The 15,973-nt window shown below is 48.3% G+C and carries 12 protein-coding genes; 11 read left to right on the forward strand and 1 reads right to left on the reverse strand.

Going from position 1 to position 15,973, the window contains the following annotated elements; all coding sequences use genetic code 11:
* Positions 1–11: 11 nt before the first annotated feature.
* The 7 genes from JFT56_RS18410 to JFT56_RS18440 all read left to right on the forward strand — a co-directional run bounded on the left by JFT56_RS18410 (position 12) and on the right by JFT56_RS18440 (position 9,663).
* On the forward strand, positions 12–2,861 hold the full coding sequence (locus JFT56_RS18410; RefSeq protein ID WP_198783639.1) for a molybdopterin-dependent oxidoreductase: 2,850 nt from the start codon (positions 12–14) through the stop codon (positions 2,859–2,861).
* A gap of 26 nt (positions 2,862–2,887) precedes the next feature.
* Positions 2,888–3,484: a formate dehydrogenase FDH3 subunit beta gene (fdh3B, locus tag JFT56_RS18415; RefSeq protein WP_011074129.1), complete on the forward strand. Its 597-nt coding sequence runs from the start codon at positions 2,888–2,890 to the stop codon at positions 3,482–3,484.
* Positions 3,485–3,533: 49 nt separating this feature from the next.
* Positions 3,534–4,562, forward strand: coding sequence for a formate dehydrogenase subunit gamma (locus JFT56_RS18420; RefSeq protein ID WP_198781413.1), 1,029 nt, complete (start codon positions 3,534–3,536; stop codon positions 4,560–4,562).
* A 371-nt stretch (positions 4,563–4,933) separates the two neighbouring features.
* Positions 4,934–5,134 (forward strand): twin-arginine translocation signal domain-containing protein, encoded by a 201-nt coding sequence (locus JFT56_RS18425; RefSeq protein WP_198781414.1) that lies wholly within the window; start codon positions 4,934–4,936, stop codon positions 5,132–5,134.
* A 17-nt stretch (positions 5,135–5,151) separates the two neighbouring features.
* Positions 5,152–8,004 carry a molybdopterin-dependent oxidoreductase gene (locus tag JFT56_RS18430; protein WP_198781415.1) on the forward strand — a complete coding sequence of 951 codons (2,853 nt, stop codon included), beginning with the start codon at positions 5,152–5,154 and terminating at the stop codon, positions 8,002–8,004.
* Positions 8,005–8,033: 29 nt separating this feature from the next.
* On the forward strand, positions 8,034–8,603 hold the full coding sequence (gene fdh3B, locus JFT56_RS18435; protein ID WP_198781416.1) for a formate dehydrogenase FDH3 subunit beta: 570 nt from the start codon (positions 8,034–8,036) through the stop codon (positions 8,601–8,603).
* Positions 8,604–8,679: 76 nt separating this feature from the next.
* On the forward strand, positions 8,680–9,663 hold the full coding sequence (locus tag JFT56_RS18440) for a formate dehydrogenase subunit gamma (protein ID WP_198783640.1): 984 nt from the start codon (positions 8,680–8,682) through the stop codon (positions 9,661–9,663).
* An 86-nt stretch (positions 9,664–9,749) separates the two neighbouring features.
* Here the strand turns inward: JFT56_RS18440 and JFT56_RS18445 are convergent, their stop codons facing one another.
* Positions 9,750–11,807 (reverse strand): TonB-dependent receptor, encoded by a 2,058-nt coding sequence (locus tag JFT56_RS18445; RefSeq protein WP_198781417.1) that lies wholly within the window; start codon positions 11,805–11,807, stop codon positions 9,750–9,752.
* A 407-nt stretch (positions 11,808–12,214) separates the two neighbouring features.
* On the opposite strand from JFT56_RS18445, the gene JFT56_RS18450 reads away from it, so the two are divergent.
* The 4 genes from JFT56_RS18450 to JFT56_RS18465 all read left to right on the forward strand — a co-directional run bounded on the left by JFT56_RS18450 (position 12,215) and on the right by JFT56_RS18465 (position 15,922).
* Entirely contained in the window at positions 12,215–13,552 is a 1,338-nt protein-coding gene (locus tag JFT56_RS18450; protein ID WP_198781418.1) for a coproporphyrinogen III oxidase family protein, read from the forward strand.
* Between the two features lie 115 nt (positions 13,553–13,667).
* The gene (locus JFT56_RS18455; protein WP_198781419.1) at positions 13,668–13,901 is read left to right on the forward strand and encodes a helix-hairpin-helix domain-containing protein; all 234 of its coding nucleotides are present in this window, start codon (positions 13,668–13,670) and stop codon (positions 13,899–13,901) included.
* Positions 13,902–13,931: 30 nt separating this feature from the next.
* Positions 13,932–14,870 carry a DUF4424 domain-containing protein gene (locus tag JFT56_RS18460; protein WP_198781420.1) on the forward strand — a complete coding sequence of 313 codons (939 nt, stop codon included), beginning with the start codon at positions 13,932–13,934 and terminating at the stop codon, positions 14,868–14,870.
* Positions 14,871–15,046: 176 nt separating this feature from the next.
* Positions 15,047–15,922 (forward strand): patatin-like phospholipase family protein, encoded by an 876-nt coding sequence (locus JFT56_RS18465; protein WP_198781421.1) that lies wholly within the window; start codon positions 15,047–15,049, stop codon positions 15,920–15,922.
* The last annotated feature ends 51 nt before the right edge of the window (positions 15,923–15,973 follow it).

Consider the following 15,973-nt stretch of genomic DNA (forward strand, 5'->3'; position numbering starts at 1 on the left):
GAGAGTATGTGATGCGATTAACCCGCAAAACAGACCAGGTTGTTGAGCCTAAAGCGCCCGCCCTAGGTCTTAATCGTCGCCAATTCTTAAAATCCGCAGGTCTTGCCACCGGTGGTATCGCCGCAGCATCTATGCTGGGCACAGGCATGATGCGTAAAGCAGAAGCGAAAGATATCCCCCACAATGCCCCAACTGAAGTCAAACGTACCATTTGCTCCCACTGCGCTGTGGGCTGTGGTATCTATGCTGAAGTGCAAAACGGCGTGTGGACAGGACAAGAACCCGCATTCGATCATCCCTTCAACCAAGGTGGACACTGCGCGAAAGGTGCTGCACTGCGTGAGCATGGCCATGGTGAAAAACGCCTGAAATACCCGATGAAGTTAGAAGGCGGAAAATGGAAAAAGATCTCTTGGGATCAAGCGATTACTGAAGTTGGCGATAAGATGGCTTCCATTCGTCAAGAGTCAGGCCCAGATTCAGTTTACTTTATGGGTAGCGCCAAGTTCTCTAACGAACAAGCTTATTTATATCGCAAATTTGCGGCACTGTGGGGCACGAACAACGTCGACCACTCAGCCCGTATTTGTCACTCTACCACGGTAGCCGGTGTTGCTAACACTTGGGGCTACGGTGCGCAAACCAACTCAATCAACGATATTCGCAACTCAAAGTGCATCATGTTTATTGGGTCAAACCCCAGTGAAGCCCACCCAGTTGCCATGCAACATATTTTGATTGGTAAAGAACGCGGTGCCAAAATCATCGTTGTTGATCCCCGTTTCACCCGTACTGCAGCGAAATCTGACGAGTACGTGCATATCCGTCCTGGCACAGATATCCCCTTCATTTATGGCCTGTTATGGCACATTTTTGAAAACGGCTGGGAAGATAAAGAGTTTATCCAGCGCCGCGTCTATGGCATGGATCGCATCCGCGAAGAAGTGAAAAAGTACACCCCAGAAGAAGTTGAACTGGTAGTCGGTGTACCTAAGGCACAAATGTATCGTGTTGCCAAAATGATGGCTGAAACCAAACCTGGCACTATTATTTGGTGTATGGGTGGTACTCAGCACCACGTGGGTAACGCTAACACCCGTTCTTACTGTATTTTACAGTTGGCACTAGGCAATATGGGCGTACCTGGCGGCGGCACTAACATTTTCCGTGGCCACGATAACGTGCAAGGCGCAACCGACTTTGGTCTGCTATTCGACAACTTACCCGGTTACTACGGCTTAACCTCCGGCGCCTGGGCACACTGGTCAAACGTATGGGACTTAGATCCAAAATGGGTTGCGAGTCGCTTCGATCAAGGTGAATACTTAGGTCAAAAACCACAAACTTCAACGGGTATTCCATGCTCTCGTTGGCACGATGGCGTGTTAGAAGATAAAACCAAGATAGCGCAAAAAGACAATATTCGTCTGGCGTTCTTCTGGGGACAATCGGTCAACACTGAAACCCGTGGCCGCGAAGTGCGTGAAGCGTTAAACAAAATGGATACCGTCGTCGTTGTCGATCCTTTCCCAACCATGGCGGGTGTGATGCACCAACGTCAAGATGGGGTGTATTTGTTGCCTGCGGCTACCCAGTTTGAAACCTACGGTTCAATCTCTGCCACCAACCGCTCAGTTCAGTGGCGCTCGAAAGTGATAGAACCTCTGTTCGAATCCCTGCCTGATCATGTGATCATGTGCAAACTCGCTAAAAAGGTTGGGATAGATAAAGAGCTGTTTAAACATATCAAAGTCAATGGCGATGAGCCTTTGATTGAAGATATTACCCGCGAATTTAACAAAGGTATGTGGACTATCGGTTATACCGGACAAAGCCCAGAGCGTTTAAAAATGCACCAGGAAAACTGGGGTACTTTTGATGCTGACAGCCTAGAAGCCCCCGGCGGTCCAGCCAAAGGCGAAACCTACGGCTTACCTTGGCCTTGTTGGGGCACACCAGAGATGAAACATCCTGGCTCGCAGATTCTGTATAACGAAGCCAAACATGTTAAAGACGGTGGTGGTAACTTCCGTGCTCGCTATGGTGTGGAACACGAAGGCAATAATATTCTTGCCGAAGGTACTTACTCCAAGGGCAGCGAGATCCAAGATGGCTATCCTGAATTTACCGCCGATATGCTCAAGCAATTAGGTTGGTGGGATGACCTGACCGAAGACGAGAAAAAACACGCCGAAGGCAAAAACTGGAAAACTGACATTTCCGGCGGTATCCAACGTGTTGCGATCAAACACGGCTGTATCCCTTACGGCAACGCTAAAGCTCGTTGTATTGTATGGACCTTCCCAGACGATATTCCACGCCACCGCGAACCCCTTTACACGCCTCGTCGTGACTTAGTTGCTAAATACCCAACCTACGAAGATCGTATGGTTGCGCGTTTACCGACACTGTATAAGTCAATTCAGGACAAGGACTTTGCTAAAGACTTCCCACTGGCGCTCACATCGGGCCGCTTAGTGGAATATGAAGGCGGTGGTGAAGAATCCCGTTCGAACCCTTGGTTAGCTGAACTACAACAGGAAATGTTCATCGAAATGAACCCTGCAGATGCGGCTGATCGCGGTATTCGTGACGGTGACAATGTCTTTGTTCATGGCCCTGAGGGCGCCAAAATCACGGTTAAGGCTATGGTGACACCACGCGTTATTGCCGGTGAATGTTTTATGCCATACCACTTTGCTGGGGTGTTTGAAGGTGAAAGTCTCGCGAAAAACTATCCAGAAGGCACAGTGCCTTATGTGATAGGCGAGTCAGCAAACACAGTTCTTACCTACGGTTATGATGTTGTGACTCAGATGCAAGAAACTAAGTCCAGCCTCTGCCAAATCAGCAAAGCCTAACCTACTTGATGAGGAGATAAGCCATTATGGCAGTCATGAAATTTCTATGTGACACCAAACGCTGCATCGAGTGTAACGGTTGCGTCACTGCATGTAAAAACGAAAACGACTCCGCTCTCGAGTGGGGTATCCAACGTCGCCGCGTGGTGACGATTAACGATGGTCAACCCGGTGAAGCCTCGATTTCAGTGGCATGTATGCACTGTACCGATGCTCCTTGCATGGCCGTATGTCCGGCAGATTGTTTCTACCGCACCGACGATGGCATAGTGCTGCACAACAAAGATACCTGTATCGGTTGTGGTTATTGCTTCTATGCTTGCCCGTTTGGCGCACCACAATTTCCGAAAAAGACCGCCTTTGGTAGTCGCGGCAAAATGGATAAGTGTACTTTCTGTGCCGGTGGCCCAGAAGAAACCTTCTCCGAAGCCGAGCATAAAAAATACGGTGCCAACCGTATTGCCGAAGGTAAGTTACCTATGTGTGCGGAGCTTTGCGCAACCAAAGCACTGCTTGCGGGTGATGCGGAAGTGGTATCAAACATTTACCGTCAACGTATGGCCTCTCGAGGCAATCCTAACGTGATTTGGGGCTACAACCCCAAAACAGGTGAGATTAACTAAGCAGAGCGAGGGTTAGGGAGTGATCCCTAACCTCTGGCAAGGAGTGACAATGTTAAACAAACAGTTCAACAAATCACTGCGCAGTCTGTTTGCTCTGATGGTACTCGTGATGGGATTGGGTCTAGGTTCAGCGATGAGCGCAAGCCCAGTGTACGCAAGCGATCAGCAATCGAGTCAACAACAGGCGAAAGCGCAAACCAGTGACGCCGATCTTTGGCGCGCGGTAAAAGCAGGCGATGCCGGCTATACCACGGCCAAAGGCGTAGAAACTGGGGTGTTGATTAATGTTGCCAGTAACCAAGGTAAAGAACTGAGAAATCAATATATCACCCCGATTATGGCCTTAGCCGTTACGGGCGTTTTTGGTGCTTTCTTATTGTTTTATCTGGTGAATGGTCCCTCAAAACTCAGCCACGGCTTCTCGGGCAAGATGGTCGCTCGTTGGTCAAAGGCGGATCTGTGGATCCACTGGGTTATGGCAATCAGCTGCCTAGCACTGATGTTTACTGGCTTAACCATTATGCTCGGTAAACATGTAGTGCAAGAGCTGCTCGGGCCTGATCTTTGGGCGCCATTGATCTACGGCAGCAAAACCATCCACGATTGGGCAGGCCCCATCTTTATCTTGGCTTGGATTGCCTGTGTAGTGAAATGGATGCCGCTACAAACCTTTAAGATGTACGATCTAAAATGGTTTTTAGTGGTCGGGGGCTATATTAACTTTGGTCCCTTCAAAGGTAAGCACCCCGATAGCGGCTTTGCTAACGCCGGTGAAAAAATGTGGTTCTGGACACTGACCCTATTCGGGCTATTTATCAGTGTCTCTGGCATCATGTTAGTCTTACCCGGCTTAGACTTACCCCGTGAAGCCTCGATGGCAGCCCTACTGATCCACGCGATCAGTGCCGTTATCCTAATTGCCTTTACCATAGTGCATATTTGGATGGCGACGGTACTCAGCGAAGGCGGTATGGAATGTATGAAGTCAGGCTATTGTGATGAAAACTGGGCAATCCAACACCACAATCTCTGGTATGACGAAATCAAAGAGAACGGTAGTTTAAAGTATAAAGACTAACTAACTCGCGTTTTTTAGCCCCTAAAACACCTCGCTCAGCGGGGTGTTTTTTTATGGGACAATATCAATCGAAACAAAGAATTAACATCAGTACAATTCACCCCGCCATTCCCTGCGCCCATAGCGCCATACAAACTATGAGCAAGTTAACGCTTTTGAACAACAGACCGTGATTTCAGGGCCGCAAACTGTTCTAGATCAATTCCGACTCAACCCTTTCCTACTATATTGCCGGCACGCGCGATGATTGATGGCAAACAGGATGATTTCATTATCTTTTTCACCTCAAATCGTCACTTTTTGATAACAAGTTATATCCCTCGAAAAGCCGCGTTATTCCAACCAACATTACCCCTAATTCAGGAGTCAGCATGAAGCAGCAACCCAGCGATTTATCTCGCCGATCTTTGCTCAAAGCGCTCACCGTCGGCAGCGTAGCGGGTGCCACCATTGCCGCAACCGGCATGAGCGTGGCACAGGCCAGCGAGAGCAGCAAGGTAACCACTAAAGAGTCAAAGGGTTACCACGAAACTGCGCATATCAGCAGCTATTACGATAGCCTGCGCAGCTAATCTAGGAGAAGTCAGCGATGAAGTTAACTCGCAAGTCCAATGTTGCCACAGTGGCAGACAAACCGGCGTTAGGCATTAGCCGTCGTCAATTTATGAAGCACGCAGGTATTGCTACTGGTGGTATTGCCGCAGCATCTCTGATGGGCACAGGCATGATGCGCCGCGTCGAAGCCAAAGAAGTGCCGCACGATGCGCCAATCGAAGTTAAACGTACTATTTGTAGTGCCTGCGCCGTAGGTTGTGGTCTGTATGCTGAAGTACAAAATGGCGTGTGGACGGGCCAAGAACCCGCATTCGATCACCCATTCAATGCCGGCGGTCACTGTGCTAAAGGTGCTGCACTGCGTGAACATGGTCACGGTGAAAAACGCCTGAAATATCCAATGAAATTGGTTGATGGCAAGTGGAAAAAAATCTCTTGGGAAGATGCGATTAACGAAGTGGGCGACCAAATGCTCAACATTCGTAAAGAATCGGGTCCAGACTCAGTGTACTTCATGGGTAGCGCTAAGTTTTCTAACGAAGGCTGCTATATGTACCGCAAACTGGCGGCCATGTGGGGCACAAACAACGTCGACCACTCGGCTCGTATTTGTCACTCTACCACGGTAGCCGGTGTTGCTAACACTTGGGGTTACGGTGCGCAAACGAACTCTTTCAACGATATTCAGAATGCTAATGCTATCTTCCTGATCGGGGCAAACCCAGCGGAAGCGCATCCAGTTTCTATGCAACACATTCTGATCGCTAAAGAGCAAAACAACGCGAAAATCATCGTTGTTGATCCACGTTTCTCCCGCACTGCAGCTCACTCAGATCTGCACTGCGCGATCCGCCCAGGTACCGACATTCCGTTTATCTACGGTATGTTATGGCACATTTTCGAAAACGGTTGGGAAGATAAAACCTTTATCAAACAACGTGTATTCGAAATGGAAAGCATCCGCGCTGAAGCGAAAAAATTCCCACCTAAAGAAGTGGCGGATATCACTGGCGTGAGTGAAGAAGTGGTTTATCAAGCCGCTAAACTGATGGCCGATAACCGTCCAGGTACCGTCATTTGGTGTATGGGTGGTACGCAGCACCACGTGGGTAACGCTAACACCCGCGCATACTGTATTCTGCAATTAGCCCTAGGTAATATGGGCGTATCAGGCGGCGGTACTAACATTTTCCGTGGTCACGATAACGTACAGGGCGCGACTGACTTAGGCCTGTTATTCGATAACTTACCGGGTTACTACGGCTTGACGACAGGTGCATGGACCCACTGGACCCATGTATGGGATCTGGATATGAAATGGGTGAAAGGCCGTTTCGATCAAAACGCCTACCTAGGTAAAGATCCAATGACCACGCCCGGTATTCCTTGTTCTCGCTGGCACGATGGCGTGTTAGAAGATAAGAGCAAACTGGCACAGAAAGACAATATCCGTATGGCGTTTTTCTGGGGCCAATCGGTCAACACTGAAACCCGTCAACGCGAAGTGCGTGATGCCTTAGACAAGATGGACACAGTTGTGGTTGTCGACCCATTCCCAACCATGGCGGGTGTTATGCACCGTCGTAAGAATGGCGTGTATCTGCTCCCTGCGGCAACACAGTTTGAGACTCACGGTTCAGTATCTAACTCAGGCCGTTCAATCCAGTGGCGTGAGCAAGTGATCGAGCCATTGTTCGAGTCAAAAACTGACATCGAGATCATGTACCGTTTAGCGCAAAAACTCGGCATTGACGAGCAGTACACTAAGCGCATCGCCAAAGAAAATGGCTTACCCGTGATTGAAGACATTACCCGCGAAATCAACCGCGGTATGTGGACTATCGGTATGACAGGTCAAAGCCCTGAGCGTATCAAGCTGCACACTCAAAACTGGGGCACTTTCAGCAACAAGACGCTCGAAGCCGCAGGCGGCCCAGCAAAAGGCGAAACCTACGGTTTACCTTGGCCATGTTGGGGCACGCCAGAGGCGAAACACCCTGGCACGCAAATTCTGTATAACCAATCCAAACACGTTAAAGACGGCGGCGGTAACTTCCGCGCCCGTTACGGTGTTGAATACAAAGGCCAAAGCATTTTAGCCGATGGTACTTATTCTAAGGGTGCGGAAATTCAAGACGGTTACCCAGAGTTTACCGCCGATATGCTCAAACAATTGGGTTGGTGGGATGATCTAACGGCCGAAGAAAAAGCGGAAGCTGAAGGTAAAAACTGGAAGACAGATTTGTCAGGCGGCATTGTGCGCGTGGCGATCAAACACGGTTGTATCCCCTTTGGTAACGCGAAAGCCCGTTGTATTGTTTGGACTTTCCCAGACCAAGTGCCAGTACACCGCGAACCGTTATACACGGCACGTCGTGATTTAGTGGCGAAATACCCAACCTATGCCGACATGCAAGTACACCGCCTGCCAACACTGTACAAGTCTATCCAAGACAAGGACATGAGCGGCAAGTACCCACTGGTACTGACCTCAGGTCGTCTGGTTGAATACGAAGGTGGTGGTGAAGAGTCTCGCTCTAACCCTTGGCTGGCTGAACTTCAACAGGAAATGTTTGTTGAAATCAACCCAGGCGATGCAGCCGATCGCGGTATTCGCAACGGTGAGTTTGTGTGGTTAGAAGGCGCCGAAGGTGGCCGTATTAAGGTGCAAGCCTTGGTAACACCAAGGGTTAAACCCGGCGTAACCTTTATGCCATACCACTTTGCGGGTGTGATGCACGGTGAGAGTTTAGCGCCTAACTATCCTGAGGGCACAGTACCTTATGTTATCGGTGAATCCTGTAACACGGCACTGACCTATGGTTATGATCCTGTGACACAAATGCAGGAAACCAAGGCATCACTCTGTCAGATCGTTAAAGCGTAAGTGCAGCTTAAGCTAGGAGAATTGCCATTATGGCTACAATGAAATTTTTGTGTGATACCAAGCGCTGCATCGAATGTAACGGTTGTGTCACCGCCTGTAAAAACGAAAACGACTCCGCCCTCGAGTGGGGTATCCAACGTCGCCGCGTAGTCACCATCAACGATGGTCAACCCGGCGAGGCGTCAATCTCTGTCGCCTGTATGCATTGCTCAGACGCACCTTGTATGGCGGTTTGCCCAGCAAACTGCTTCTACAAGACCGAAGATGGCATAGTGCTACACGACAAAGATGCCTGTATTGGTTGCGGTTACTGCCTGTACGCCTGCCCATTTGGCGCACCACAGTTCCCGAAAAAAGGTGCCTTCGGTAGCCGCGGTAAGATGGATAAATGTACCTTCTGTGCCGGCGGCCCAGAAGAAAACCACTCAGATGCAGAGCGCCAGAAGTACGGCTCAAACCGTATTGCCGAAGGCAAACTGCCTATGTGTGCAGAACTGTGTGCCACTAAAGCCCTGTTAGCGGGTGATGCTGAAGTCGTTTCTAGCATCTTCCGTGAGCGTGTGGCTTACCGTGGTGCTAAAAACGCGGCTTGGAATTAATTCAGGTCACAGGATCTGTCCACAGACTTAGCTTGGCGCCTGCTTGCGGGCGCCACTAAGGGAGAGAGGATATATGATGAACAAATGGTTCAAACACATAGGCTTAGCCATAGCACTGCTCTTTAGTGCCGTGTGTCTAGCCAATGGTGGTGATGAACAAGCGCTCCAACCTCAAGCCTCTGATGCCCAAATTTGGGCACAGCTGAAGGATGGCGCCACGGGATACACTACCTCCCAAAGCGAGTTCCACGCTCAGCCGATCAATACCTATGATCTGCGGGTACTGGAACTGCGCAGCGACTGGTTAGCGCCGGCATTAATGGCGGCACTGTTCGGCATGATCATTATCTTTGTCTTATTTATCAAGGTGAACGGCATCTCCAAGCTGCACCATGGTTTTTCAGGCAAGCTAGTGCATCGCTGGTCTAAGTTTGACGTTTCAATCCACTGGTTAGGCGCTATTCCTTGCCTATTGTTGATTTTAACGGGTTTAACTTTGTTAGCGGGTCGCTTCTTCTTCCAACCTTGGCTCAGCGAAGGCATCTGGGAAGCCATTGTCTATGGCGCTAAGCAAATCCACGATGTGATGGCGATCCCCTTCATGATCGGCTGGGCTTTGATGACAGTGTTATGGGCGAAGAACCAGCTGCCAAAAATGTACGACGTGAAGTGGTTCCTAGTTGTAGGTGGTTACATTAACTTTGGCCCGTTCAAAGGTAAGCACCCAGACGCAGGATTTGCGAACGCCGGTGAGAAAATGTGGTTCTGGGCCTTTGCCCTGTTCGGATTAGTGATTTCAGCATCGGGTATGCTGTTACTCTTCCCAAATCTTTTCGAGCCAAGCCGCACCTTAAGCTTGATAGCACTGGTACTGCACTCAGTGAGCGCTATCGTGATCTGCGCCTTCTCTATCGTGCACATCTTCATGGCAACGGTTATGTCTGAAGGTGGTATGGAGTGTATGGTGTCTGGTTACTGTGATGAAAACTGGGCAACCCAACACCACAACCTTTGGTTTGATGAAATCAAAGCTAATGGCACTTTGAAATATAAAGAGTAAAAGACACTAAAAACATAAAGCCTCCACAGCATGCTGTGGAGGTTTTTTTATGGGTCGATATTGTGACTGCTAACTAAACCAATGGCTTAAAAGCGATACATCACGGATACGCCGATATTTCTTGGGTCAATAATCGACGCATAGCCATCGGTGTAAGTACTGCTTGGGGGTTCATTCACTGTCATGGCTTGTTCATCAAATAGGTTATTCACAAAACCACTGACTCTCCAGGTATCGGTTTGATAATCGACACTCAAACGAGCAACCACATAATCACCCGCCACTCTCGATTCAGTATTATTGATATCGGCAAAATATTCACCTACATAGTTGCCTGAAAAACCTAAGGAAAATGCATCGCCTATCCAGTACTTTAATCCTGCATTTGCGGTAAGGTGTGGCGCTGAGTTCAGCTGATTACCCACAATATCACCGTAACTGGGATCCGCCTCTTTGATTTCGCTTTCCAATAAACCCACACCGGAAATAAACTGCCAGTTCTCACTGATCATAGCGCTCAATTCGGCTTCGATACCGTAGGTGATAGCTTTATCGATATTAGTGATTTTGCGTGCGCTGTTAGACGCTTGATAACCATCAAAATCGTTATAGAAGAGGTTAGCACTTAAGTTAACATCGCCATTGGCAAATGAACTGCGACTACTGAGTTCATAGGTATTTACGTATTCTTCGTCGTAGTAGTAATACTCACTTTCGGCTAACGACAGTGCACCACCACCCGAGTTATAACCACGACGCACGCTGGCCGCTAAGGTCGTATTCTCATTGAGAGCATATTGTAAAACCAATTTCGGCAAGGTCACTGTGCTAGCGTCATCGAGTTTCTCTTCAAGCTGGCTGCCTCGGTATAGCATAGTGAAATTACGCAACTGCTCTTCACGCATCACGCGGCCGCCCACGGTGAGCCAAAGTGACTCGGCGAGGCCATAGGTCATCTCACCGTATACCGACATTGACTTACTGCTATCATCACCACTGTAGACTGAGCTACCGGTACTCCCAAAATCTTGGCTACGCTTGAAATAGGCTAACCCAACAAAACCGTTGAAATCTTTATCGTTTAACCCAAAACTGTATTTACCATCAACCGTATAACTCTCGTCCTTCATATCCACATATTGCTGGGCAGTGACGAGCGCCTCATAGGATTCAAAGCCCCAATCATAATCCATATAAGCCACGATCAGATCTAAGGCTCGCCCTTCCCCTAAGTCATAATCCGCTTTAACCGAGTGGGTTGTCGATTTAGTTTCGATATAGCGCTGGAAAATAGGCTTGTAGGCCCATGGATCGTCACCGGTAAAATAGTTACGCCCTGAGTCACCTTTCTCATCATTGTATGAAAAGCTGTAGAGCACTTTTAGGTCTTCAATCGCGCTTGGTTGCCACAGGAATTTGCCGCGCCAACGATTGGTGATGAGTTCATTTTGGTCAAACGTGGCGGGATTAGTCTCGTATTCGAACCCTTTATTGTAGGTCTCGCCCGTGACATTTTGCCCACTCACCCTGAATGCCAATTCATCGTCCAGTATGGGGCCTGAGAGCATCACAGCACTGTCGATAAAGTTATCTTGATCGCGATAACCGACACGGGCGGCTCCTTGCCAATCGAAGGTCGGATCTTCTGTTTTAATAAACACAGTACCACCAATGCTATTACGGCCATTGATGGTGGACTGCGGACCACGGAACACCTCAATTTGTTGAATGTCCCATAGGCCTGTGTCACCGGTGAGATCGGCAACAAAAGGCTCGGCAACACCATCCACCAGCGTAGACACCCGCGCTCGAGCACCGCCAGTAAAAGAGTTAAATCCCGATGCTGAACCATTGCCTGAAACACCCCGAATATCGGGTACAGAACCCGAGAGCACGACCACGTTAGGGACTTCAGATAGGGCATCCGAGGTAGAGTGGTACTGGCCGCTATCGAGTGCATCCTTATCAATCACAGATACCGAGGAGGTAGTATCCTTTAAACTGCGCTCAATTTTTTCACCATAAACAGTAACTCTTTCAATTGGTTCGCTCGATTCAGCATCCACTGCGGCATAGGCCGATGAAATAGCTAAACTCGAAATAATTGCGGCAATTGCATTTTTTTTAAACGCCCTGTGTTCCATGAAAGTCCTCGAACTCGCTGTGATTGATAGAAAGGTGTTAATTAAAAGTGCCGCCAATTTATATTAAAACAACCTTAACATCAATTAAGAATCGTTATCATTTACATTGGTATTTATATTGTGTGATATATGTCAAACTGATACACAGTTGTAAAATTAAACGAAGCAAAACTCCCAAAGCATTCAGTGAATTAGATCATAAAATTACCTTATCAAAATCCATCCGCAATCACTAAAACATGATCTGCTTAACAAAAAGACCGTGATTTCCTTGTTAGGAAACCGTAACTTATAACCAGTTCACGTTTTGTTTTTAGCATACGAGATAATCTAATTGCGCTAGGTGGTCGTGAATTACCTAAAGCAATTACGGTGTTTACGGTTAGCACTCTCAGATAGGAATCGTTATGTCTTCAGTTATTCAAACGCTCAGCGGCGCGATCGCAACGCCTTATCAAGCGAATATTACCGTCCCTAACTGGATGCTCGGCTCGATGGAACGGGTCATGCAATATTATGTCGATAAGAATCTTCGCCTCGATACGCTTTCCGCAGAAATGATGCCAGCCCCGGTCGAAGGCAAAAAGTACATGTTGTATGCCCATGTGCCTTTCTGCCATACACTCTGCTCCTACTGCACCTTCCACCGTTTTATGTTCAAAGAAGACAAGGCGCGCGCCTATTTCATCTCCCTGCGTAAAGAGATGGAAATGGTCAAAGCCTTAGGCTATGACTTTGAATCTATGTACATTGGCGGCGGCACCACTACGGTATTAGAGGACGAACTGGCTCGTACCATAGAACACGCCAAAACCTTATTCCCTAGTATTAAAGAAGTCTCCTGCGAGTCCGATCCACAGCATTTAGACAGCCCAGGCTTTAAGCAACTCAAAGGCTTAGTGGATCGCATGTCTATCGGCGTACAGAGCTTTAACGACGATATTTTAAAAATGACCGACCGCCTCGACAAATTCGGCACCGGCCAGCAAACCTTCGACAAGATCATGGCGGCCAAAGAACTGTTCCCCATTATCAACGTCGATTTGATTTTTGGCTTTCGCGGTCAAACCGATGAAGTGATCCAGCACGATTTAGATATGGCTTCACGCCTCGACCCAAGGCAGATCACTACCTATCCACTGATGATTACTCATCAAACCCGTAAGAGTGTTAAAGGTAAACTTGCAGCGCCACAGGCGGATATGGCAAACCAATATCGCCAGATTTTAAACAGCTTAAATGGTCAATATAATCAGTTATCTGCATGGGCATTTGGCAAAGCAAACGATGAAGGCTTCGACGAGTATGTGATCGACTACGATGAGTATTTAGGGGTCGGATCAGGTTCATTTAGCTTCCTAAATGACACGCTTTATGTGAACACTTTCTCGCTACGTAAATACCAAGAGCGGATCGCCGCGGGCAAGATGGGCGTTGAGCAACAAAAGAACTACAACAAAAAGGATGTGATGCAATATCGCTTCCTGCTGGGGATGTTCTCCGGTCGCCTGTCGCGCAAATATTTCCGCGAAACCTTTGGCGTAAACTTAGATACCGCACTATTCAAGGAAATGACTTCGATGAAGCTGATTGGCGCCATTAAAAACGACCCAACCGATCCCGACAATTTGATCGTGACCGATAACGGCAAGATGATGGGCCTGTTGATGATGAAAGAGTTTTACGCCGGTATGGACAACGTGCGTGCCCAGTTACGTAAACCACTCAAACCCTGTGATATGTAAGCATAAGTTAAACCACTAAAGGCCCATGATGGGCCTTTTTGTTAGCGCCATTTCAAGCTATTCTTGCCACAACTCATGCATGAGCCAATCACCCAGTAATAAAGGAGTATTCGTTATGGGTTTTAATGAACAAGAAAGATTAGCCCTACTCGCCGTGAAGGGCGTTGGCTCCACAGTGATTAAACGCTTTGAAGAAATCGGCATCAGCTCACTCGCCCAGTTAGCCGAGCATGAAGTCGAGGATATCGCCAACCTAGTCGCCAGCATGCTACGCACTACCTGCTGGAAAAATAGCCCCCAGGCACGCAGTGCCATCGCCGCGGCCATTGAGCTTGCCCGTCGCCAGTAATTCTATTATTTCCAACTCGTTGAGATACCTATGCCATCTTATTTTCGCATCTTAGTTTGCTGTGTAACCGCACTGCTATTTAGCACATCTGCCTTTGCCAACGACAGCAGTTTCGGTGATGCCAATGGTTCAATCACCCTTCAATATCAGCCGCATATCAGTATGGATAAAGAGTCCCTGTTCATCAGCGAGACCGAAGTCAGGGTCGATTATGTGTTTACCAACACCAGTTCGCAGGATCTTATCGTCCCCATCGCCTTCCCCATGCCACCGATGTTTTTTGGCTCCGCGGATCACAGCAGCATTGATAACTTCACCCTCCAAGTGAATGGCAAAACCCAGCCGACTGAGCACAGGCTCGTCGCCAAACTTGCCGATAAAACCGATATTTCAGCCGAGTTTAAGCAACTTGGCTGGAGTGTGGATGAAGTGGCTTACTTTGCCGAATATGGCGTAGCTCCCAAGGACAAACCCGCGCTCCCCAAGCAATGGTTGGATGAAAACCAACAAATCGCCTTTACCCTAAGTGACTACTTTGTGTGGGAGCAGACTTTTCCCACGGGCCAATCTGTCGCCATCAGCCACAGCTACACCCCGAGCATTTCAACGGGTATTCCCGATACCGCCAGTAGTATTATCAATACCTACACTGAGCTTGCCTGTTTAGATGAAAGCGCCAAACAAGGTATTAAGAAGCGCAATCTCATCGTCAAACAAGACGGAGAAGCTCAGGAGATTGGCGTTGAGTGGAGCCACCTTAGCTATATTTTGGTCACGGCCAATAACTGGCAGGGGGCAATTAAGGACTTCAAACTCACCCTGAAAAAATCCCAGCCTACAGATTTGATTAGCCTATGTTTTGATGGTGAACTTAAAAGAACCGATCCACTCACCTTTGAGTTCCAGCAACAGCAGTTCACGCCAAAGCAAGATCTCAGCATCCTCTTTATCCGTAAACCGGATTACTAAGTGATCTTGAGTGCTACCGCAGTGGGCACTAAGAGTATGGCTTCCTGACAGGATGAGATTCGGTGCAGCTAGTTTGCACAATCTTAGTTGAAGTTGTGCATCACCTATACCGCATTCATTTCTCCCTCGAGCTAGAGTATGCTGTTCTATTCATTCGATTAAACAGTAGTAACTCAATGCAAGATGTGGCCTTAGTGTTAGAGGGCGGCGGCCTGAGGGCAATTTATACCGCCGGCGTATTAGATGCTTTTTTGCAGCAGCAACTGTACTTTCCCTATGTGATTGGCGTGTCGGCGGGGGCAATTTATCCCGCCTCTTATGTCTCACGCCAGTTTGGCCGCAATTTAAAAATCCAGCAGCAATACCTGCGGGATAAACGCTACATGGGGCTTCGTTATTTGTTAGCCACGGGTAACTACGTCAATACCGACTTTACCTATAAGCGTATGGCCTATGAGTTACTGCCTTTTGATTTTAAGACATTTTTAACTAGCGGTACCGAGTTTAAGGTCGGGGCATTTAACTGCCAAACAGGGCAAACCGATTACTTTGGCATGGCGGATTTTCAGGAGCACGATAAATTGCTCGACGTGCTTATCGCCTCCTCTAGCCTGCCTTTTATGGCCAATCCCTATAGTATCAACCGCCAAACTTACCTCGACGGTGGTATCGCCGCGCCCATTCCGATAGCTAAGGCGCTGCAAGACGGCTATAAACGCCAAGTAGTGATCCTGACTCAGGACGCAAACTATCGAAAATCGCCGATGAAGTTCAACTGGTTAGCTCGCAAGCGTTATCAAACTTATCCCGCCGTGGCCGCCGCGCTAAAGGTTCGCCACCAAAGCTACAACCAATCCCTTGAGGAACTCACCCAAAGTGTTGCCAGTGGCAATACCTTTGTGATCCGGCCTGCTGCATCGCTTAATCTTTCGCGGCTTGACCGCAATATCGATAAAGTAACCGCCGTGTATCACCAAGGGCTGGCCGATGGACAGGCAATTTTGCCTAAGTTACAGGCTTGGCTAAGCACTGGGGTTGATGTTGGGGAATGAGACGCCGACGTTGGTTAATAATCAGCTCCCATCACCATTTATGACTTAAAT

Source organism: Shewanella putrefaciens (assembly GCF_016406305.1).
GTDB lineage: Bacteria > Pseudomonadota > Gammaproteobacteria > Enterobacterales > Shewanellaceae > Shewanella > Shewanella putrefaciens_C.

Excerpts from the sequence above, each read along its gene's own strand:
- JFT56_RS18410 (WP_198783639.1), top strand. The coding sequence starts at position 12 with ATGCGATTAACCCGCAAAACAGACCAGGTTGTTGAGCCTAAAGCGCCC.
- fdh3B (WP_011074129.1), top strand. The coding sequence starts at position 2,888 with ATGGCAGTCATGAAATTTCTATGTGACACCAAACGCTGCATCGAGTGT.
- JFT56_RS18420 (WP_198781413.1), top strand. The coding sequence starts at position 3,534 with ATGTTAAACAAACAGTTCAACAAATCACTGCGCAGTCTGTTTGCTCTG.
- JFT56_RS18425 (WP_198781414.1), top strand. The coding sequence starts at position 4,934 with ATGAAGCAGCAACCCAGCGATTTATCTCGCCGATCTTTGCTCAAAGCG.
- JFT56_RS18430 (WP_198781415.1), top strand. The coding sequence starts at position 5,152 with ATGAAGTTAACTCGCAAGTCCAATGTTGCCACAGTGGCAGACAAACCG.
- fdh3B (WP_198781416.1), top strand. The coding sequence starts at position 8,034 with ATGGCTACAATGAAATTTTTGTGTGATACCAAGCGCTGCATCGAATGT.
- JFT56_RS18440 (WP_198783640.1), top strand. The coding sequence starts at position 8,680 with ATGAACAAATGGTTCAAACACATAGGCTTAGCCATAGCACTGCTCTTT.
- JFT56_RS18445 (WP_198781417.1), bottom strand. The coding sequence starts at position 11,807 with ATGGAACACAGGGCGTTTAAAAAAAATGCAATTGCCGCAATTATTTCG.
- JFT56_RS18450 (WP_198781418.1), top strand. The coding sequence starts at position 12,215 with ATGTCTTCAGTTATTCAAACGCTCAGCGGCGCGATCGCAACGCCTTAT.
- JFT56_RS18455 (WP_198781419.1), top strand. The coding sequence starts at position 13,668 with ATGGGTTTTAATGAACAAGAAAGATTAGCCCTACTCGCCGTGAAGGGC.
- JFT56_RS18460 (WP_198781420.1), top strand. The coding sequence starts at position 13,932 with ATGCCATCTTATTTTCGCATCTTAGTTTGCTGTGTAACCGCACTGCTA.
- JFT56_RS18465 (WP_198781421.1), top strand. The coding sequence starts at position 15,047 with ATGCAAGATGTGGCCTTAGTGTTAGAGGGCGGCGGCCTGAGGGCAATT.